General features: G+C 72.5%; 19 protein-coding genes. 10 read left to right on the top strand and 9 right to left on the bottom strand.

Features of this window, described 5'->3' with window-relative positions; genetic code table 11:
- Window positions 1-14: 14 nt before the first annotated feature.
- The 6 genes from whiA (at window position 15) to secG (ending at window position 5,351) form a co-directional block, all read left to right on the top strand.
- Window positions 15-995 carry a DNA-binding protein WhiA gene (gene whiA / locus IEX22_RS07215; protein ID WP_188667661.1) on the top strand — a complete coding sequence of 327 codons (981 nt, stop codon included), beginning with the start codon at window positions 15-17 and terminating at the stop codon, window positions 993-995.
- Between the two features lie 164 nt (window positions 996-1,159).
- On the top strand, window positions 1,160-1,789 hold the full coding sequence (locus tag IEX22_RS07210) for a superoxide dismutase (RefSeq protein ID WP_229659841.1): 630 nt from the start codon (window positions 1,160-1,162) through the stop codon (window positions 1,787-1,789).
- Between the two features lie 82 nt (window positions 1,790-1,871).
- Window positions 1,872-2,879, top strand: a complete 1,008-nt coding sequence (gap, locus tag IEX22_RS07205; RefSeq protein ID WP_188667659.1) for a type I glyceraldehyde-3-phosphate dehydrogenase — start codon at window positions 1,872-1,874, stop codon at window positions 2,877-2,879.
- A gap of 11 nt (window positions 2,880-2,890) precedes the next feature.
- Entirely contained in the window at window positions 2,891-4,126 is a 1,236-nt protein-coding gene (locus tag IEX22_RS07200) for a phosphoglycerate kinase (RefSeq protein ID WP_188667658.1), read from the top strand.
- Between the two features lie 86 nt (window positions 4,127-4,212).
- Window positions 4,213-5,019: a triose-phosphate isomerase gene (gene tpiA / locus IEX22_RS07195; RefSeq protein WP_188667657.1), complete on the top strand. Its 807-nt coding sequence runs from the start codon at window positions 4,213-4,215 to the stop codon at window positions 5,017-5,019.
- 80 nt (window positions 5,020-5,099) lie between these two features.
- The gene (secG, locus tag IEX22_RS07190; RefSeq protein WP_188667656.1) at window positions 5,100-5,351 is read left to right on the top strand and encodes a preprotein translocase subunit SecG; all 252 of its coding nucleotides are present in this window, start codon (window positions 5,100-5,102) and stop codon (window positions 5,349-5,351) included.
- A gap of 87 nt (window positions 5,352-5,438) precedes the next feature.
- On the opposite strand, the gene pgl is transcribed toward secG, so the two are convergent.
- The 6 genes from pgl to tkt all read right to left on the bottom strand — a co-directional run bounded on the left by pgl (window position 5,439) and on the right by tkt (window position 13,953).
- The gene (gene pgl / locus IEX22_RS07185) at window positions 5,439-6,224 is read right to left on the bottom strand and encodes a 6-phosphogluconolactonase (protein WP_188667655.1); all 786 of its coding nucleotides are present in this window, start codon (window positions 6,222-6,224) and stop codon (window positions 5,439-5,441) included.
- A gap of 74 nt (window positions 6,225-6,298) precedes the next feature.
- Complete coding sequence (locus IEX22_RS07180) at window positions 6,299-7,246, bottom strand: glucose-6-phosphate dehydrogenase assembly protein OpcA (protein ID WP_188667654.1); 948 nt, start codon at window positions 7,244-7,246, stop codon at window positions 6,299-6,301.
- Window positions 7,243-8,853 carry a glucose-6-phosphate dehydrogenase gene (gene zwf, locus IEX22_RS07175; protein WP_188667653.1) on the bottom strand — a complete coding sequence of 537 codons (1,611 nt, stop codon included), beginning with the start codon at window positions 8,851-8,853 and terminating at the stop codon, window positions 7,243-7,245. Before zwf ends, IEX22_RS07180 begins: the two co-directional genes overlap by 4 nt.
- A complete protein-coding gene (locus tag IEX22_RS07170) occupies window positions 8,850-10,535 on the bottom strand; it encodes a phosphoglucose isomerase-related protein (protein WP_188667652.1) in 1,686 nt (561 codons plus the stop codon). The genes zwf and IEX22_RS07170 overlap by 4 nt, the downstream gene beginning before the upstream one ends.
- Window positions 10,532-11,671, bottom strand: coding sequence for a transaldolase (gene tal, locus IEX22_RS07165; protein ID WP_188667651.1), 1,140 nt, complete (start codon window positions 11,669-11,671; stop codon window positions 10,532-10,534). The genes IEX22_RS07170 and tal overlap by 4 nt, the downstream gene beginning before the upstream one ends.
- A gap of 56 nt (window positions 11,672-11,727) precedes the next feature.
- The gene (gene tkt, locus IEX22_RS07160; protein WP_188667650.1) at window positions 11,728-13,953 is read right to left on the bottom strand and encodes a transketolase; all 2,226 of its coding nucleotides are present in this window, start codon (window positions 13,951-13,953) and stop codon (window positions 11,728-11,730) included.
- A gap of 453 nt (window positions 13,954-14,406) precedes the next feature.
- Here tkt and IEX22_RS07155 point away from each other — a divergent pair, with 453 nt between their 5' ends.
- The 3 genes from IEX22_RS07155 (at window position 14,407) to IEX22_RS07145 (ending at window position 16,044) form a co-directional block, all read left to right on the top strand.
- A complete protein-coding gene (locus tag IEX22_RS07155) occupies window positions 14,407-15,375 on the top strand; it encodes a heme o synthase (RefSeq protein ID WP_188667739.1) in 969 nt (322 codons plus the stop codon).
- 120 nt (window positions 15,376-15,495) lie between these two features.
- Window positions 15,496-15,711, top strand: a complete 216-nt coding sequence (locus tag IEX22_RS07150) for a hypothetical protein (RefSeq protein WP_188667649.1) — start codon at window positions 15,496-15,498, stop codon at window positions 15,709-15,711.
- A 39-nt stretch (window positions 15,712-15,750) separates the two neighbouring features.
- Window positions 15,751-16,044 carry a DUF503 domain-containing protein gene (locus IEX22_RS07145; protein WP_188667648.1) on the top strand — a complete coding sequence of 98 codons (294 nt, stop codon included), beginning with the start codon at window positions 15,751-15,753 and terminating at the stop codon, window positions 16,042-16,044.
- 90 nt (window positions 16,045-16,134) lie between these two features.
- Here the strand turns inward: IEX22_RS07145 and IEX22_RS07140 are convergent, their stop codons facing one another.
- The 3 genes from IEX22_RS07140 to IEX22_RS07130 all read right to left on the bottom strand — a co-directional run bounded on the left by IEX22_RS07140 (window position 16,135) and on the right by IEX22_RS07130 (window position 18,912).
- Window positions 16,135-17,136 (bottom strand): COX15/CtaA family protein, encoded by a 1,002-nt coding sequence (locus tag IEX22_RS07140; RefSeq protein ID WP_188667647.1) that lies wholly within the window; start codon window positions 17,134-17,136, stop codon window positions 16,135-16,137.
- A gap of 64 nt (window positions 17,137-17,200) precedes the next feature.
- Window positions 17,201-17,944: an ABC transporter permease gene (locus IEX22_RS07135; protein ID WP_188667646.1), complete on the bottom strand. Its 744-nt coding sequence runs from the start codon at window positions 17,942-17,944 to the stop codon at window positions 17,201-17,203.
- On the bottom strand, window positions 17,941-18,912 hold the full coding sequence (locus tag IEX22_RS07130; RefSeq protein WP_438816609.1) for an ABC transporter ATP-binding protein: 972 nt from the start codon (window positions 18,910-18,912) through the stop codon (window positions 17,941-17,943). The genes IEX22_RS07135 and IEX22_RS07130 overlap by 4 nt, the downstream gene beginning before the upstream one ends.
- Window positions 18,913-19,144: 232 nt before the next feature.
- On the opposite strand from IEX22_RS07130, the gene IEX22_RS07125 reads away from it, so the two are divergent.
- Window positions 19,145-19,942 (top strand): helix-turn-helix transcriptional regulator, encoded by a 798-nt coding sequence (locus IEX22_RS07125; protein ID WP_188667645.1) that lies wholly within the window; start codon window positions 19,145-19,147, stop codon window positions 19,940-19,942.
- Window positions 19,943-19,965: the final 23 nt, after the last annotated feature.

Here is a 19,965-nt window from a genome sequence, read left to right as displayed (position 1 = left end):
TGAGGAACGAGAACATGGCGTTGACCACCCAGGTCAAGGAGGAGCTGTCGCAGCTGCAGACGGCGAAGTCCGCGGTCCGGAAGGCCGAGGTGTCGGCGCTGCTGCGCTTCGCGGGCGGGCTGCACATCATCTCCGGCCGGATCGTGATCGAGGCGGAGGTCGACCTCGCGATCACGGCCCGGCGGCTCCGCTCGGCGATCGCCGAGGTCTACGGGCACAGCAGCGACGTGGTGGTCGTCTCCGGCGGCGGGCTGCGCAAGGGCAACCGGTACGTGGTCCGCGTCGTCCGGGACGGCGAGTCCCTGGCGCGGCAGACCGGCCTGCTGGACAGCCGCGGCCGGCCCGTGCGCGGCCTGCCGCCCGCCATCGTCAACGGCTCCAACGACGAGGCGGCCGCCGTCTGGCGCGGCGCCTTCCTCGCCCACGGCTCCCTCACCGAACCCGGACGCTCCTCGGCCCTGGAGGTCACCTGCCCGGGCCCGGAGGCGGCCCTCGCCCTCGTCGGTTCCGCCCGCCGCCTGCACATCCTGGCCAAGGCCCGGGAGGCCCGCGGCGTGGACCGCGTCGTGATCCGGGACGGCGAGGCGATCGGCTCCCTGCTCACCCGGATGGGCGCCGCCCGCGCCTGCGGGGTGTGGGAGGAGCGCCGGGAGCACAAGCAGAACCGGGCGTCCGCCAACCGGCTGGCCAACTTCGACGACGCGAACCTGCGCCGCTCCGCGCAGGCGGCCGTCGCCGCGGGCGCCCGCGTCGACCGCGCCCTGCAGATCCTCGGCGACGCGGTGCCCGATCACCTCAAGTACGCGGGCGAGCTGCGGGTGGCCCACAAGCAGGCCAGCCTCGACGAACTGGGCCGGCTCGCGGACCCGCCGATGACCAAGGACGCCATCGCCGGGCGCATCCGCCGGCTGCTCGCGATGGCCGACAAGCGGGCCTCCGATCAGGGCATCCCGGGCACCGACGCCAATGTGACCGCCGAGATGCTGGATCAGTAGGGGAGTGCATAGGATGGGAAGGCAGTCGCGCCGACTCGCCCTGCCCCGGCCGGTGGCCTCGTAGCCCCAGCTCGGGGCCCGGTTCCGCCGCCGCGCGGGGGTCGTTCCCGGCCGTCGGCACGGGCTGCACCGTGGAAACGCCACCAGGACCGATGGAGGAATTCGTGAGCGAGAAGTACACCCTGCCCGACCTTCCCTATGACTACGCCGCGCTGGAGCCGCACATCTCCGCACGGATCATGGAGCTGCACCACGACAAGCACCACAAGACGTACGTGGACGGCGCGAACACCGCGCTGGAGAAGCTGGCCGAGGCGCGCTCCACCGGCGACTTCGCGAACATCCCGAAGCTGAGCAAGGACCTGGCGTTCCACCTCGGCGGCCACCTGAACCACACGATCTTCTGGAACAACCTGTCCCCGGACGGGGGCGACAAGCCCGAGGGTGAGCTCGCGTCCGCGATCGACGACTCCTTCGGCTCCTTCGACGCGTTCGTCGGCCACTTCACCAACGCCGCCACCAGCCTGCAGGGCTCCGGCTGGGCCGTGCTCGCGTTCGAGCCCCTCGGCCAGAACCTCGTCATCGAGCAGCTGTACGACCAGCAGGGCAACATCCCGGTCGGCACGATCCCGCTGCTGCAGCTGGACATGTGGGAGCACGCCTTCTACCTCGACTACGTCAACGTCAAGGCCGACTACGTCAAGGCGTTCTGGAACATCGTCAACTGGAACGACGTGTCCGCGCGGCTGGCCGCGGCCCGCACCGGCGCCCACCAGCTGATCGTCCCGGCCTGATCCCCGTCGGACCCCGGGCCCGTCCGGCCCGGGGTCTGCCCGCTTCACCGACAAGCCCGTCCCCCCAGCGAAAGGGAATGCAGTGACTACGAAGATTGGCATCAACGGATTCGGCCGGATCGGCCGCAACTACTTCCGTGCCGCCCTGTCCCAGGGCGCCGATCTGGACGTCGTGGCCGTCAACGACCTGACCAGCCCCGAGACCCTCGCCCACCTGCTCAAGCACGACAGCGTGCTGGGCAAGCTCGCCGAGACGGTCGAGACGGACGGCCAGAACATCGTCGTCAACGGCAAGACCATCAAGGTCCTGTCCGAGCGTGACCCCGCGAACCTGCCCTGGGCCGACCTCGGCGTCGAGATCGTCGTCGAGTCGACCGGCTTCTTCACGAAGGCCGCCGACGCCCGGAAGCACATCGACGCCGGCGCCAAGAAGGTCCTGATCTCCGCTCCGGCCTCCGACGAGGACATCACCATCGTCCTCGGCGTCAACGACGGCGACTACGACCCGGCGCAGCACCACATCATCTCGAACGCGTCCTGCACCACCAACTGCCTCGGCCCCCTCGCCAAGGTCCTCAACGACGCGTTCGGCATCCAGCAGGGCCTGATGACGACGATCCACGCCTACACCGCGGACCAGAACCTGCAGGACGGCCCCCACAAGGATCTCCGCCGGGCCCGTGCCGCCGCGATCAACATGGTGCCCACCTCGACCGGCGCCGCCAAGGCCATCGGCCTCGTGCTTCCCGAGCTGAAGGGCAAGCTCGACGGCTACGCCGTGCGCGTCCCGGTGCCCACCGGCTCGGCGACGGACCTGACCGCGACCGTGAGCCGCGAGGTCACCGCCGAGGAGGTCAACGAGGCGTACCGGAAGGCCGCCGCGGACGGGCCGCTCAAGGGCTACCTGGTCTACACCGACGAGCCGCTCGTCTCCTCGGACATCGTCACCGACCCGGCGTCGTCGATCTTCGACTCGGGCCTGACCAAGGTCATCGGCAACCAGGTCAAGGTCGTCTCCTGGTACGACAACGAGTGGGGTTACTCCAACCGCCTCGTGGACCTGACCGAGCTCGTCGCCAGCAAGCTCTGAGGCGGCCCCCGGTGAGCGCGAAGACCCTGCAGGACCTGCTCGCCGACGGTGTCGCCGGGCGGCACGTGCTGGTCCGCTCGGACCTGAACGTGCCGCTCGACGGCGACCGGGTCACGGACGACGGCCGCGTGCGCGCGTCCCTGCCCGTGATCGCGGCCCTCACCGGGGCCGGCGCCCGGGTGATCGTAATGGCGCACCTCGGCCGCCCCAAGGGGGCCCCCGACCCGCAGTACTCGATCGCCCCCGCGGCGGACCGGCTCGCCGAGCTGGCCGACGCGCCGGTCACCGTGGCCACCGACGTCGTCGGCGACGACGCGCGGACGAAGGCCGCCGCGTTGACCGACGGCCAGGTGCTCGTGCTGGAGAACGTGCGGTTCGACCCGCGGGAGACGAGCAAGGACGACGACGAGCGGGCCGCGTTCGCGGCCGAACTGGCCGCGCTGACGGGAGAGCACGGCGCGTACGTGGACGACGCGTTCGGCGCGGTGCACCGCAAGCACGCCAGCGTGTACGACATCGCCGCGGTCCTGCCCGCCTATCAGGGCGACCTGGTCAAGACCGAGGTCGACGTGCTGCGCCGCCTCACCGAGAACCCCGAGCGGCCCTACGTGGTCGTGCTCGGCGGCTCCAAGGTCTCGGACAAGCTCGCCGTCATCGATTCGCTGCTCGGCAAGGCCGACGTCCTGGTGATCGGCGGGGGCATGGTCTTCACCTTCCTCGCCGCACGCGGGGCGAAGGTCGGGGCCAGCCTGCTCGAGCAGGACCAGCTGGACACGGTACGGGGCTATCTGGACCGCGCCGAGCAGACCGGGGTGCGGATCGTGCTGCCCACCGACATCGTCGTGGCGGAGGCGTTCGACCGGGACGCCGCCCACGAGGTCGTGCCGGCGGACGGGATCGAGTCGTCCCGCTTCGGTGCCGCCGGCATCGGCCTGGACATCGGACCCGAGTCCGGCCGCGCGTTCGCGGACGAGATCGCGAAGGCGCGCACCGTGTTCTGGAACGGGCCCGCGGGCGTGTTCGAGTTCGACGCCTTCGCCGGCGGCACGAAGGCCATCGCCGCGGCGCTGGCGGCCGTGACCGCCGACGGCGCCCTGACGGTGGTCGGCGGCGGCGACTCCGCGGCCGCCGTGCGGACCCTCGGCTTCCCCGACGACGCCTTCAGCCACATCTCCACCGGTGGCGGCGCCAGCCTGGAGTACCTCGAGGGCAAGGAACTGCCGGGCATCACGGCGCTCGAGCGCTGACGACGACCGGCAGCGGTGGCCCGGCGCCCGACGGGCTCCGGGCCACCGCTGCTGCCACCCCGATCACCCACGACGAACGGACGGCCATGACCACCACCCCCGCCAGCACCCGCGTGCCCCTGATCGCGGGCAACTGGAAGATGAACATGGACCACGTCCAGGGCATCACGTTGCTGCAGAAGCTCGCGTGGACCCTCGACGACGCCAAGCACGACTACCGGCGGGTCGAGGTGACGGTGTTCCCGCCGTTCACCGACCTGCGGGGCGTGCAGACCCTCGTGCACGGGGACGACCTGAGCATCGGCTTCGGCGGGCAGGACCTCTCCGACCAGGACGCCGGCGCCTACACGGGCGACATCTCCGGCCAGTTCCTCGCCAAGCTCGGCTGCACCTACGTGCTCGTCGGGCACAGCGAGCGGCGCACCATCCACGGCGAGTCGGACGAGCTGCTGGCCGCCAAGGTCAAGGCCGCGTTCCGGCACGGCCTCGTGCCGGTGCTGTGCGTGGGGGAGGGCCTCGAGGTGCGGCAGGCCGGTACCCACGTCGAGCACACCCTCGGTCAGCTGCGCGCGGACCTGGAGGGCCTGCCGGAGGACCAGGTGCGGCAGCTCGTCGTGGCCTACGAGCCGGTCTGGGCGATCGGCACCGGCGAGGTCGCCGGGCCCGAGGACGCCCAGGAGATGAGCGCCGCGATCCGCGCGGAGCTGGCCTCCCGGTACGGCGACGACGTCGCCTCCGCCGTCCGTGTGCTGTACGGCGGTTCCGTCAAGGCGGCCAACGCGGCGGCCATTATCGGGCAGCCCGACGTCGACGGCGTGCTCGTCGGTGGCGCCAGCCTCGACGCGGGCGAGTTTGCTAACATTGTCAGGTTCGAGAGCCACCTGACCACCTGAGCCGCACCCGTCGACGCCCGTCGTCCGGGCGGTCGCGGACCGGTCGGGACACCGCCGACGCGAACCACTGAAAGGCCACCGTGGACATCCTCAAGATCGTGCTGCAGGTGCTGCTGGGCATCACCAGCCTCCTGCTCACCCTCCTCATCCTGCTGCACAAGGGCAAGGGTGGGGGCCTGTCGGACATGTTCGGCGGGGGGATGACGTCCAACCTGAACTCGTCCGGTGTCGCGCAGAAGAACCTCAACCGCTTCACCGTGGTGCTCGGCATCTGCTGGGCCGCCGTGATCGTGGCGCTCGGCCTGATCCTGCGGTTCTCCGGGGAGAGCTGACCGGCACCGCGCCGTCCCCGACAACGCCCGAGGGCGCCATCCGCACGGATGGCGCCCTCTCGTCGTCGGGGAGGTCCCGCGGCGGCTTCAGGCCGACTCGGCGTCGCCCGTCTCGGGCAGCCGGGCCGCGGCCGCGGTGTCGAGGAACCAGACCGTGCGCTCGGTCCCGCGCACCCCGGCGGCGGGCACCTGCTGGGCGGCGGCGCCATGGGCGGCCAGGGCGACCGCCCCGGCCTTGTCCGCGCCGGCGACCACGAGCCACACCTGCCGGGCGGCGTTGATGGCCGGCAGGGTCAGGGTCACCCGATGGGGCGGCGGCTTCGGGGCATCGTGCACCGCGACCACGGTGGCCCGCTGCTCCGCCACGGCGTCGAGCTCGGGGAACAGCGAGGCGACGTGGGCGTCGGGGCCCACCCCGAGCATCAGCACGTCGAACGCGGGCACGGCGGTGCCGTCCGCCGGCCGGTTCCCGGCGGCTGCACTGACCGCTGCCAGCTCCGCGGCGTAGCGTTCGGCGGCCTCCTCCGCGCTGCCGACCGCGTCGGCGGCCGGCACCGGGTGCACGCGGGCCGGGTCCAGGTCGAGCTGGTCCAGCAGGGCCGCCCGGGCCTGCCCGTCGTTGCGCTCGTCGTCGTCGGCGGGCACGAATCGTTCGTCGCCCCACCACACGTCCACCCGGGACCAGTCGACGGCGGAGGTGTCCAGGTCCGCCACCGCGGCCAGGGTGCGGACCCCCATGCCACCACCGGTCAGCACCACCGTGGCGCTGCCGCGGGCGGCCTGGGCGGCGACGATCTCCGCCACCAGGCGCTCGGCGACATGATGACTCAGGGGTTCGGGGGCGTCCAGGATGGCGACGTCGGCCTCGGTCATGCGGTCAGTGCTCCCTCGGGTCGCGATGACGGGACGAGCGGGCTGCTCGATACCGGTGTCACTGCCGGTGGAGACTACTCCCAGTGACAGAGGGGCAGACCCTCCGTCACCACCTCGCCGAACACCTCGTCCGGGTCGAGACGGCGCAGCTCCTCCGCGAGACACTCCTGCAGGCTACGCTTCGGCAGCGCGATCTGCTGGTCCGCCTGGCCCGGCATGGACAGCGTGGCGATCGCCGTGTCGGGGCGGGACAGCACGACCGACCCGCCGGCGGTGCTGATCTCCACCAGCCCGATGCCGAGTCCCGGGGGCTGGTCGCCCACCATCGCCTCGACGCCGAAGCGCAGCGAAAGCCACGCGGCCAGCAGCATGGTGCTGGGGGAGTCGACGGCCCCCTCGACGCGGATGCCCGTCACCGTGCCGGCGTCCCCGCCGTCGGCGATGAACTCGTCGACCGCGGCGGCCAGCTGCAGCCGCCAGGTGGTCAGCCGGGTCCACGCCAGGTCCGTGTCGCCCGCGGTGTACGTCTGGCCGATCCGGCCGAGGGCATCCCGCGGGTCGGCGGCGTTGCCGGAGTCCGTGATCCGGCGGTGGGCGATCGCCCCGATGGAGCTGGCGGCCGCGTTGACCGGCGGGCGGCGTGGCCACCAGGCGACGATCGGGGCGTCCGGCAGCAGCAGCGCGGCCAGCAGCGGCTCGTCGGGGTCGGCCAGGACGCCGGAGCACCGCAGCACGACCACCTCGGCCGCACCGGCGTCCCCGCCGACCCGGATCTGGGCGTCCATGCGGTTGGCGTCCTCGTCGGCACCGCCGTTCTCGACGGGCACGTGCACGATGATCCGGCACGGGTGCTCCCGGCTGGCGGCGTTGGCCGCCGTGATGGCCTCCTCCTCGGTGCCCTCGCTGGCGAGGACGACGAGCGTGAGCACCCGGCCGAGGGCGACGACGCCGCCCTCGTCCCGCAGGTCCATCAGCTTCTTGTTGACGGCCGTGGTGGTCGTCTCGGGCAGGTCGACGATCATGGCCGCCTCCAGGTGCGCCCGTCGCGGGCGAGCAGGTCGTCGGCGCTGGCGGGACCCCAGCCACCGGGTTCGTAGGGTTCGGGCCGGACGTGGTGCTCGGCCCAGTACTGCTCGAACGGGTCGAGCACCTTCCAGGACAGTTCGACCTCCTCGTGCCGGGGGAAGAGCGGCGGCTCCCCGAGCAGCACGTCGAGGATGAGCCGTTCGTAGGCCTCGGGGCTGGACTCGGTGAAGGCGTGCCCGTACCCGAAGTCCATGGTCACGTCGCGGACCTCCATCTGGGTGCCGGGGACCTTCGACCCGAAGCGGATGGTGACGCCCTCGTCCGGCTGGATGCGGATCACGACGGAGTTCTGCCCGATCTCGTCCGCACTGTCCGCGAACAGGACGTTCGGGGTCCGCTTGAAGACGACGGCGACCTCGGTCACCCGGCGGCCCAGCCGCTTGCCGGTGCGCAGGTAGAACGGCACACCCTCCCAGCGGCGGGTGTGGATGTCCACGCGGAGGGCGGCGAACGACTCCGTGACGGTCTCCGGGTCGATGCCGTCCTCCTCGAGGAAGCCGCGCACCTGCTCGCCGCCCTGCCAGCCGCCGGTGTACTGGCCGAGCGCGGAGTGCGCGCCCAGGTCCGCGGGCAGCCGCACCGCGGCGAGGATCTTCTCCTTCTCCGCGCGGAGGTGGTCCGCGTCGAACGAGATGGGCTCCTCCATGGCCGTCAGCGCGAGCAGCTGCAGCAGGTGGTTCTGGATCACGTCCCGGGCCGCACCCACGCCGTCGTAGTAGCCGGCGCGGCCGCCGATGCCGATGTCCTCGGCCATGGTGATCTGCACGTGGTCGACGTACCGGGCGTTCCAGAGCGGTTCGAACAGCTGGTTGGCGAAGCGCAGCGCCAGGATGTTCTGCACCGTCTCCTTGCCCAGGTAGTGGTCGATCCGGAACACCGCGTCGGCCGGGAAGACCCGCTCGAGGGTCTCGTTCAGCTCCCGGGCGGAGGCCAGGTCGTGACCGAACGGCTTCTCGATCACGACGCGGCGCCAGCCGGTCGCATCGCCCGCGCCGTCACCGCCCGCGATGTCGTCCTTGCCCGCGAGGCCGCGTTCCGAGAGCTGCTGGCACACCTGCTCGAAGGAGCCCGGCGGGATCGACAGGTAGAACGCGGTGTTGCCGCGGGTGCCGCGGGTCCGCTCCAGGTCCTCCAGGGTGTCCTTGAGCCGGTCGAACCCGGCGGGATCGTCGAACGCGCCCTGCACGAACCGGATGCCGGCGGCCAGCTGATTCCAGACGTTCTCGTCGAACCGGGTGCGGGCGTTCTTCTGGACGGACTCCCGGACCAGGCCCGCGAACGTCTCGTCGTCCCAGTCCCGGCGACCGAACCCGACGAGCGCGAAGCTCGGCGGCAGCAGGCCGCGGTTGGTGAGGTCGTAGATCGCCGGCAGCAGCTTCTTCTGCGCCAGGTCACCCGTCACCCCGAACAGCACGAGCGCGGACGGACCCGCGATCCGGCTGATCCGCCGGTCCCGGCTGTCCCGCAACGGATTGCGGTTCTCCCGGCCGCCGGAACGCCGGCCGGTGCCGACGTCCTCGGGCGCGTCCGTCCTGATGCTCATCGTGTGCCGTGTCCTTCCGTCGGTTCGGTCGACGTGCCCTGCCGCAGTCCGTCGACGACCTCGCGCAGCTGCGCGACGCCGGCGGCGCGGTCGGTCAGGTTCAGCCGCAGCACCGGCCGTCCGTGCTCCCCGAGCACCTGGGCGTCCCCGGCCGCCTGCGCGGTGATCAACTGGCCGAAGGTGTACGGGCGGTCCGGGATCGCCACGTCGTCGCCCGGCTCGGTGGTCGCGGTGACCTGCAGGTACACGCCCTGGGCGGGACCACCCTTGTGGTACTGGCCCGTGGAGTGCAGGAACCGCGGGCCCCACCCGAAGGTGACGGGCCGACCGGTCGCCCCGGCCAGGGTGTCGCGGATGCCGGCGAGGTCGGCGTACGCGAGGCGGTCCAGATAGGCCATCACGGCGAGGTACCCGTTCGCGGGCAGCTCCCGCAGCAGGGCGGCGACGGCCTGCCGCACCGTCCCGGCGTCGCCGAGCAGACCGGCGTCGCCGCGCACCTCGATCGCCCCGTCGGTGAAGGCCGGGTCGCCGGCGTCGGGCCGGGCGTCCAGCATGCCGCGGGCGGCCTCCTTCGCGGACTCGACGTCGGGCTGGTCGAACGGGTTGATGCCGAGCAGCCGGCCGGCGACGGCGGTCGCGTACTCGAACGCGAGCATGAGCCCGCCGAGCGAGCCGGAGACGGCCACCTGGTCGCGCCCGTCCTGCCCGTCCGGGCTGCCCTGCGCGTCCGAGCCGGTGTCGTCGTCCCCCACGAGCCGGACCACGAGCACGTCGGCCGCGCCGGAGGTGACCTCGGGAGAGTCCGGCCCGGCGACCACGGGCAGCACACCGCGGCCGAGCTTGCCGGTCGATTCGGCGATCAACTGCTCGGCCCAGTCGGCGAAGCCGGTGATCCCGGAGCCCTCGTCGACGATGACGATCTTGTCCCGCAGCGGACGCGTGCCGCCGAGGGCCGCGCCGAGCCGGAGCCCGATGTTGTCCTCGGCGTCCTCGCGCAGGTGCTCGCCGGCCTCCTCGGCGTCGTCGAGCAGCCGCTCGATGTCCGCGCCGGCCAGCCCGGAGGGCACCAGGCCGAACGCGGTCAGCGCCGAGTAGCGGCCCCCGACCGTCGGATCGGCGTTGAACACGTGCCGGTAACCGGCGGCGCGGGAGGCCTCGTCCATGGGCGAGCCCGGATCGGTGACGACGACGATCCGGCTGGCCGCGTCCAGTCCGGCGTCGGTGAACGCCCGGATGAAGGCGCGGCGCTGGGAGTCGGTCTCCACGGTGGACCCGGACTTCGAGGAGACGACCAGGGCCGTCTCGGCGATCCGGTCACCCAGCGCGGAGGCCACCTGCTGCGGGTCCGTCGCGTCGAGGACGGTCAGGTCCACGCCGGCGGTGCGGGTGATCACCTCGGGGGCGAGCGACGAGCCGCCCATCCCGGCGAGCACGATGTGCGTGACGCCGTCCGCGGCGAGCTCGTCGCGCAGCGCGAGGATCTCCGCCACCAGGGGGCGGGACGTCTCGGCGAGAGAAACCCAGCCGAGGCGCTTGCCCGCCTCGGGCTCCGCGTCGGGACCCCACAGGGTGGCGTCCCTGGCGGTGATCCTCGAGGCGATCCGCTCCTGGACGAGCGTCGGCACATGCGCCGCGACGGCGTCCGCAGCGGCCCCGGAGGCCCGGAAGCCCAGGGAACTCATCGGGTTCCCTCCGCGCCGGAGCCGACCTTGGCCTTCGCGCCGTCGAGCGCGTTCTGCACGGTCTCCAGCAGTTCGCCCCAGCTGACCTCGAACTTGCTCACGCCCTCGTCCTCGAGCACCTTGACGACGTCGTCGTAGGAGATGCCGAGCTTGTCGATGGCGTCCAGGGTCGCGTTCGCGTCGTCGTAGGTGCCGCGGATGGTGTCCCCGGTGACCTCGGCGTGGTCGGCGGCGGCGTCCAGCGTCTTCTCCGGCATCGTGTTCACGACACCCTTCGTGACGAGCTCGGTGACGTACAGCGTGTCCGGCAGGGCGGGGTCCTTCACGCCGGTCGAGGCCCACAGCGGGCGCTGCGGGTTCGCGCCGGCGTCGGCGAGGGTGGCCCACCGCTCGGTGGCGAACTGCTGCTCGAAGATCTGGAACGCCAGGCGGGCGTTGGCCAGGCCGGCCTTGCCCTTGAGCGCCGTCGCCTCATCGGTGCCGACGGCGTCGAGGCGCTTGTCGATCTCGGTGTCGACGCGGGAGACGAAGAACGAGGCCACCGAGTGGATGGTGGACAGGTCCTTGCCGTTCTCCTTCGCCTGCTCGAGGCCGGTCATGAACGCGTTGATGACGGCGCGGTACCGCTCGAGGGAGAAGATCAGGGTCACGTTGACGCTGATGCCGGCGGCCAGCGTCTTCGTGATCGCGTCCAGGCCCTCGAAGGTGGCGGGGATCTTGATGTGCACGTTGCTCTTGCCGACCTTCTCGGCCAGCCGGGCGGCCTCGGCGACGGTCTTGTCCCCGTCGCGGGCCATCCGGGGGTCGACCTCCAGCGACACGCGTCCGTCGACCCCGCCGGTCGCGGCGGCGACGGGCGCGAACAGGTCGCACGCCTCGGCGACGTCGGCCGTGGTGATCTCGAAGACGGCGGTCTCGACGTCGGCGCCGGCCGCGGCCAGTTCCTCGACCTGCTCGTCGTAGGCCTCACCCTTGGCCAGGGCCGAGGCGAAGATCGTCGGGTTGGTCGTGACCCCGACGACGTTCTTGCCCTCGATCAGCTGGCGCAGCGAGCCGTCGTTGAGGCGTTCACGGGACAGGTCGTCCAGCCAGATGGACACACCGGCGTCGGACAGGGCCTGGGTATTGGCGGTCATCGATTCATCTCCTTGCGTGGGGCCCGGCCGCTCGGCCGGGCGAGTCGGTGGTGGTCTCAGGCCTCGTTCGGGGCGTCGCCCTGGGCGACGTCACCGGGCTGGGCGCGGGACCCCGAGTCGCCGGTGTCGGCGGCGGTGTTCAGCGTGGTGTCGGTGTCGGAGGAGGCGGAGTCCAACGAGTCGTGGGCGGCGGCCACGACCGCGTCCGCGGTGATGCCGAACTCGGAGAACAAGGTCTTGTAGTCCGCGGAGGCGCCGAAGTGCTCGAGGGAGATCGCGCGGCCGTGGTCGCCGATCAGTCCGCGCCAGCTCTGCTGCACGCCGGCCTCGACGCTGACCCGGGCCCGCACGGAGGACGGCAGCACCGACTCGCGGTACGCCTCGTCCTGCGCGTCGAACCACTCGAAGCACGGCATCGACACGACGCGGGCGGCGACGCCGTCGGCCTGCAGCTTCTCGCGGGCCTCGACGGCGAGCTGTACCTCGGACCCGGTGGCCAGCAGCAGCACGTCGGGCTCGACCGTGGCGCCGTCCTTGCTCGCCTCGGCGAGCACGTAGGCGCCGCGGGCCACGCCGTCGGCGGAGCCGAACGTGTCACCGTCGGCCGCGCCGTCGCCGCGCTCGAACACCGGCAGGTCCTGCCGGGAGAGCACGATGCCGGCCGGGTGGTCGGTGATGCCGACGATGGCGTGCCAGGCGTGGGCCACCTCGTTCGCGTCGGCCGGGCGGACGACGTCCAGGCCGGGAATGGCGCGCAGGGCGGACAGGTGCTCGACCGGCTGGTGCGTGGGTCCGTCCTCGCCCAGGCCGATCGAGTCGTGCGTCCACACGAAGATCGACGGGGCGCCCATCAGCGCGGCCAGACGCAGCGCGGGGCGCTGGTAGTCGCTGAAGATGAGGAACGTGCCCGCGAACGGCCGCGTCGGGAAGTGCAGGGAGATGCCGTTGACGATGGCCGCGGCGGCGTGCTCGCGGATGCCGAAGTGCAGCACCCGGCCGTAGGGGTTGCCCTGCCACATCGCCGTCTGCCGGCTCTCCGGCACGAAGGAGGGCGCACCCTCGATGGTGGTGTTGTTGGACTCGGCCAGGTCGGCGGAGCCGCCCCACAGCTCCGGCATCACCTCGCCGAGCGCGGTCAGCACCTTGCCCGAGGCCTTGCGCGTGGACAGCGCCGTGCCGGCGTCGAAGGACGGCAGGGCGTCGTCGACGCCCTCGGGCAGTTCCCGCGCCGAGATCCGGTCGAACAGGTCGGCCTTCTCCGGGTTGGCGGAGCGCCATGCGTCGTAGGCGGTGGTCCACGCGTCGTGTTCCTCGGCGCCGCGGTCGGCGACCTGGCGTGCGTGCGCGAGGACCTCGGGGTCGACCTCGAAGGTCTTCTCCGGGTCGAAGCCGAGCAGCTCCTTGGTGGCCTTGATCTCGTCGTCGCCCAGGGCCGCGCCGTGCGCCTTGCCCGTGTTCTGCAGGGTCGGGGCCGGCCAGCCGATGATGGTCCGGAGCGCGATGATGGACGGTTTGCCGGTCTCGGCCTTGGCCGCGGCGAGGGCCTCGTACAGCGCCTGGGTGTCCTCGACGTACTCGCCGGTCTTCGTCCAGTCGACGCGCTGCACGTGCCAGCCGTACGCCTCGTACCGGCCGAGCACGTCCTCGGAGAAGGCGACGTTGGTGTCGTCCTCGATGGAGATGTGGTTCTGGTCGTAGATCACCACGAGGTTCCCGAGCTCCTGCGTGCCGGCCAGCGAGCTGGCCTCGCTGGTGACGCCCTCCTGCAGGTCGCCGTCCGAGGCGATCACCCAGATGGTGTGGTCGAAGGGGCTCTCACCCGGCGCGGCCTCGGCGTCCAGCAGACCGCGCACACGCCGCTGCGAGTAGGCGAAGCCGACGGCGGAGGCGAGGCCCTGACCGAGGGGCCCGGTGGTGATCTCCACGCCCTTGGTGTGCCGGTACTCGGGGTGGCCCGGCGTCTTCGAGCCCCAGGTGCGCAGCTGCTGCAGGTCCTCGACCTCGAGGCCGTAGCCGCTGAGGAACAGCTCCAGGTAGAGGGTCAGCGACGTGTGGCCGGCGGAGAGGACGAACCGGTCCCGCCCGATCCACTCCGGGTCGGCGGGATCGTGCCGCATCAGGTTCTGGAACAGCATGTAGGCGGCGGGAGCCAGGCTCATCGCCGTGCCGGGATGTCCGTTGCCGACCTTCTGGACCGCGTCCGCGGCCAGCACCCGGATCGTGTCCACCGCCCGCCGGTCGAGATCGTTCCACTGGAGGGGGTGAGAGCTTGACGTCGGCACGGAGACCGTCCCTTCTGTTCGGGGGGTGCCGGTCGGCGCCGCGCCGTGGGGTCGGCACCGATCGGAACGTTGGCATGGACTTGCTCGCGGCGACCGCCACGTCCGGATCGGTGAACTCGATCGTCACCGTCCGTGGTCGATCCGGCCACCTCAACGGGCCTCGTTGCCGCGGTGGACCTGCGTTCCAACCTTAGCTCGCAGGAAACCCCATCGTCAGGCCGCCGCGTCATCGGAGCGAGCGATTGCCACGGATTGCTCCGATCCCGTTCCCACCAGCGGGGCGGCACCGCATCCGCTGACACGTCGGCGTCGGTGTCGCCGGTACACTCGGAGGGGGTCGGGTGTGCCGGTGGGCCGCCCGTCCTGCGACCGCCGCGCGGGTGCTGCCCGCGGCGCCGAACCGTACTGGGACTGGGTGAGGACTTCGTGAACACCGCTGACGCGCCGTCGTCGATGCCGGAACCGGCGATCGTGCCGGAGGGGACCGCGGCGACGCCGGCGTCCCGCTCCGCCGCCGCCCGGCACCCGCTGACGCGCAAGCTGCGGGCCTATGTCGCGCTCACCAAGCCGCGGGTGATCGAGCTGCTGCTCGTGTGCACCCTCCCGACCATGATCTTCGCCCAGGGCGGCCTGCCGCCGCTCGGCCTGATCGTCACGACGATGATCGGCGGGGCCCTGGCCGCCGGCGCGGCCGGTGCCTTCAACTGCTACATCGACCGCGACATCGACCGCGTCATGAAGCGCACCGAGAACCGGCCGCTGGTGACCGGGGAGGTCACGGACCGGGAGGCGCTCGTCTTCGCGTGGGTGCTCGCGGTCGCCTCGGTGGTGCTGCTCGGGGTGGGGGCCAACGCGCTGACCGCGTTCCTCGGGGTCGTCGCCATCGTTTTCTACGTGGTCATCTACTCGTTGATCCTCAAGCGCCGCACCCCGCAGAACATCGTCTGGGGCGGCGCGGCCGGGTGCATGCCGGTGCTGATCGCCTGGGCCGCGGTGACGAACACGCTGTCCTGGTCCGCATGGATCCTGTTCGCCGTCATCTTCCTCTGGACGCCGCCGCACTACTGGCCCCTGTCGGTCAAGTACGGCGAGGACTACCGGCGGGCCAACGTGCCGATGCTCGGCGCGATCGCGGGCACCGCGACGGTTTCCGTGCAGGTGGTGCTGTACGCGTGGGCCATGGTGGCCTGCTCGCTGCTGCTCGTCCCGGTCGGGGGAGCCGGCTGGGTGTACCTGGTCACCGCGGTGCTCGCGGGGGCCTGGTTCCTGGCTCAGGGCCACCGGCTGCACGCCGACGCGATGGCCGGCCGGGCCACCCCGAAGGGCACGATGAAGGTGTTCCACGGCTCCATCAGCTACCTGACGCTGCTCTTCCTCGCCGTCGCGATCGACCCGTTCGTCGGCGGCGCCGTCCTCGGTTGAGCTCGCGCGGTCGACCGGCCGCTTCACTGCACCCGTCACATCGGTCACACCCGTCACGGATCGTCGGACACGCCGTCGTGCCTCCACGATCGGCGGCGCCGCTGGGCGTAGACCGATGGCATGAGTGCAGCACTGCTGGAGCCCATGGAGGCGCCCGTCCCGACCGTCGACGAGGCGTGCACCCGGTGTGATGCGGACATCCCGGACGGCGAGGGGTTCGCCGGTCTGTGCGCGGCGTGTCTGACCGATTCCTGTGCCGACTGTCTGGCCGCGCTGGCCGGCGACGAGGGGGTCGCGGACGGTCGCTGTCACGGCTGCGTCGACGCGGCCGCCTGACCGGCCCGGTTGCGTTCGTCCGCGCCGGGCACGGTCGATATGTGGATCGGATGGATCGAGTTGGACCTGCTGCTCGGTGACGTGCACTCGTTGAAGGGCAAGCGCTCCGTCGTCCGGCCGCTGATCGCCGAGATCCGCCGGCGATACGACGTCTCCGTGGCCGAGGTCGCTCACCAGGACCTGCACCGCCGCGCCGGGCTCGGCGTCGGCCTCGTCGGGGCCGACCGCGCGCACGTGGTCAGCGTGCTCGACGGCGTGGAGCAGTTCGTGGCGTACCGACCCGATGTCGAGCTGCTGGCCGCCCGGCGCCGACTGATCAGCGCCGACGACTGACCGCGGACGCACGGGCCGAGGAGCGGCGCACTCGGGCGGAACCCGCTGACTCGGCGGAGGAAGGCGCCGCAGTGGGTGGAACCCGCTGACTCAGCGTGACCGGAGGGCGGAACCCATGGACTCGCGACCCGTTGGGGCCGACCCGCGGGGCGCCATCGGCCGCGCGACCACTTCGTCGACGACGTTCGCCGCCGCCGCGACCGCCAGGCAGGCGCCGAGCATGTGCAGGGCGACGAGGACGACGGGCAGACCGGTGAAGTGCTGGGTGAAGCCGAGCACCGCCTGCAGCACCGCCACCGCGTCGGCCAGCACGAGGGCACGCCGCAACCGGGCGCCGACCTCGGGCCGCCGGAACGCCAGGACGGTCGCGATGACCAGGGCGGCGACCAGCAGGTACACGGGGAAGGCGTGCAGCCGCGTGACCAGGTCCGCGTCGAACGGGTGCCGGATCGCCCCGTGGTCGCCCGCGTGCGGGCCCGTGCCGGTGACGATGGTGCCGAGGAAGACGGCGACGCCAGTGAAGACGGCGATCGCGCCGGCGAGCTGCCGCAACGTGCGACCGGCCCCGGAGGGCGGCCGGGTCACCCCCCGTTCCGCGTCCCGGACGCGACCGGTGCGCTTGACCAGCAGGGTGGCGGCGGCCACCATCAGGGCCGAGACGAGGAAGTGCAGCCCGACGACCCACGGGTTCAGCTGCATCCACACGCTGATGCCGCCGATCACGGCCTGCGCCGGGATGCCCGCGAGCAGGCCGACCGCGAGGCGGAAGATCATCGGCTCGCGTCGCCGCAGCCGCCACACCGCGACCAGGGTGGCGACGGCGACCGCCGCGAGCACGAACGTCAGCAGCCGGTTGCCGAACTCGATGACGCCGTGCACGCCCATCTCCGGGGTGCTGACGAACGACTCCGCGGTGCAGCGCGGCCACGTCGGGCAACCGAGCCCGGACGCGGTCAACCGGACGGCGCCGCCGGTGACGACGATGCCGGTCTCGGCGACCAGCGAGGCGACCGCGAGGAAGCGGACCAGCGGCGTCATCGCCGGACGAGGATCGGTGTCGCCCGGGATCGTGGCGGTCTGCGGGGTGGTCATCGGGGGAACCTTCGGTCGGGAGCGGGAGCGGGAGCGGGAGCGGGAGCGGAGACGGGGACGGTGCTCAGTCCCATCGGAACCAGCGGGCGGCGGCGATCGAGGCGACCACCGTCCAGGCGAGCAGCACGAGCAGGGGTCCGACGTCGACGGCGCCGGTCGTCAGCGCGGTCCGCAGGGCGTTGCCCAGCGCCGCGGAGGGCAGGACGTCGACGACGACGTCGAGCCAGCCGGGCAGCCGGTCGGTGGGCAGCAGCAGGCCGCCGGCGCCGGCGAGCAGCACCCACAGCAGGTTGGTGATCGCCAGGGTCGCCTCGGGACGGACGGTCCCGGCCACGAGCAGCCCGAGCGAGGTGAAACACGCGGCGCCGACGACGAGCAGCAGGACGGCGACCGGCAGGCCGGACGCTGTCGGGTGCCACCCCAGCAGCAGCGCGACGGCGCCGATCAGCACGGCTTGCAGGGCGACGACCGCGAGCACGGCGATGGCCTTGCCCGCGATCAGGCCGCCGCGCCCCAGCGGCGTCGTCGAGAGGTACCTCAGCACGCCGTACCGCCGGTCGAAGCCGGTGGCGATGCCCTGGCCGGTGAACGCGGTGGAGACCACGCACAGGGCCAGCACGCCCGGCGCGGCCAGGTCGATCCGGCGCGGACCGTAGCCGTCGAGCAGGTCGACGAAGGTCAGCCCGATGAGGGCGAGCAGGGGAAGCACGACGGCGAGCAGCAGCTGCTCCCCGTTGCGGAGCATGCTCACGGTCTCCCAGCGGCCCTGTGCGGCGACCCGGGCGCCGACACCGGCGGGGGCGCTCATCGCTCTCCACCCGCCGTCGCGCCGGAGGCCAGGTCGAGGAAGACGTCCTCGAGCGTGGCCGTCGACAGGGTCAGGCCGACGGGCATGACGTCGCGGGCCGCGAACCAGGCACCGAGGGTCGCGAGGTCGTCCGGCCGCAGCGGGCCGTCGAGCACGTATCCGCCGGGGGAGATCTCGGTGAGGGTGACACCGGCGCGTCCGGTGTACGTGTCGGCCAGGCCGCTGGGCGCGTCGAACCGGATCCGGCCCGTGCCGGCGGACCGCGCCGAGTGGTCCTGCAGCAGCTGGGGCACGGTGCCCTCGGCGACGGACCGGCCCGCGTCGATGATGTAGACGTAGTCCGCGAGCCGCTGGGCGTCGTCGAGCAGGTGGGTGGTGAGCACGATGGCGATGCCGTCCCGGCGGAGCTGGTCGATCAGCTCGAAGACGACGGTGCGGGACTGCGGATCGAGGCCGGCGGAGGGCTCGTCGAGGAACACGACCTCCGGCCGGCCGACCAGGGCCGCGGCCAGGGCCACCCGTTGCTTCTGACCGCCGGAGAGCCGGCGGATGCTGGTCCGGTCGAACGCGTCGATGCCGAGCCGCGTCGCCAGGTCGTCGACCGGCAGCGGATCACGGTACAGGCGGGCCAGGTGGCGCAGCAGGGGGATGGGCCGCCAGGAGGGCGGGAGGCCGCCGTCCTGCAGCATGACGCCGACGCGTGCCCGCAGGTCGGGTCCGGCGTCGCGGGGGTCGGCGCCGAGCAGGTCGACCCGGCCGCCCTGCCGGGTGGCCAGTCCCTGCGCGCACGCCAGCGTGGTGGTCTTGCCGGCGCCGTTGGTCCCGAGCAGCACCGTCACCTCCCCGAACCGGGCGCGCAGGCTGACGTCGTGGATCACTCGCAGCATCCGCCCCTCCAGCGCGGGCACCGGGCCGACGTCCTTGACCAGGTGGTCGACGACGAGGGCGGCGGTACTGCGGTCGGGCACCGGCCCAGTCTACCGGCGTCGCACGGGCCTCCCGTCCGGCCGCGGTGCACCGTGCCGCGCACGGTGGTGGCCGTCGAGCGCGGCGCGGGCGCTGAGGGATGCCTTACTGGCCAGGCGGAACAAATTACGAAATGATCATGTTGTGCATCATGTGCAGACCGAACCCGTGACGACGCCCGGGCCGGCCCCGAGGCCGGCGGTGTCGTCGCGCCCGGATGCCGGGGCGACGGGCGTGGCGACCGGTCACGCCAGCCGGGGCTTCTCGGGCACCCAGGGGTTCGCCGCAGGCGTGCGCGGCCGTCGCGGCGGTTCCCGGCCGGCGACCGACGGCCGCAGCCAGGCCGGGGCGGCGCTGCCGGAGATCGAGTCCCGCACCCGCGACCGGGTCCTGCAGATGGTGCTCGACCTCGGACCGGTCAGCGCCGCGGACCTGGCCAAGCGGCTCGGACACACCCCGACCGCGGTCCGGCGGCACCTGGACGGGCTGCTCGCCGACGATCTGATCGAGGTCAAACTCGTCCGCAGCCCCGGCTCCCGCGCCGGCCGGCCCGCGCGCCAGTTCGTGCTCAGCCGGGCCGGACAGGCGAGCCTCGGGGACGACTACCTCGGCATCGCCCGGATCGCCATGCGCGAACTCGACCGGATCGGCGGCGAGGAGGCGGTGGACCGGTTCATCGCGGACCGCGTCGACGACCTGGGCCGCCGGCTGGCTCCCGCCGTCGAGGCCGCGGGCGACGACATCGCCGACCGGGTGCGGGCCCTCGGCGCCGCGCTGGCCGACGAGGGGTTCGCCGGCTCATCGACGACCGTCGACGCCGGTCCGATGACCGTGATGCAGCTGTGCCAGGGGCACTGCCCCGTCCAGGAACTCGCGGCCGAGTACCCGCGCTTCTGCGAGCGTGAGACCAAGATGTTCGCGGAGCTGCTGGGCGTGGACGTCCGGCGGCTCTCGACGCTGGCCGCGGGCGGGCACATCTGCAACACCCACGTTCCCACCGGGCGGGCCGCGGTCCGGATCACCCGGCGGTGATGCCGATCGCCGCCCCGACACCG

This window comes from Tersicoccus solisilvae, from assembly GCF_014643255.1.
GTDB lineage: Bacteria > Actinomycetota > Actinomycetes > Actinomycetales > Micrococcaceae > Tersicoccus > Tersicoccus solisilvae.
This window is presented reverse-complemented; position numbering and strand designations above follow the sequence as displayed.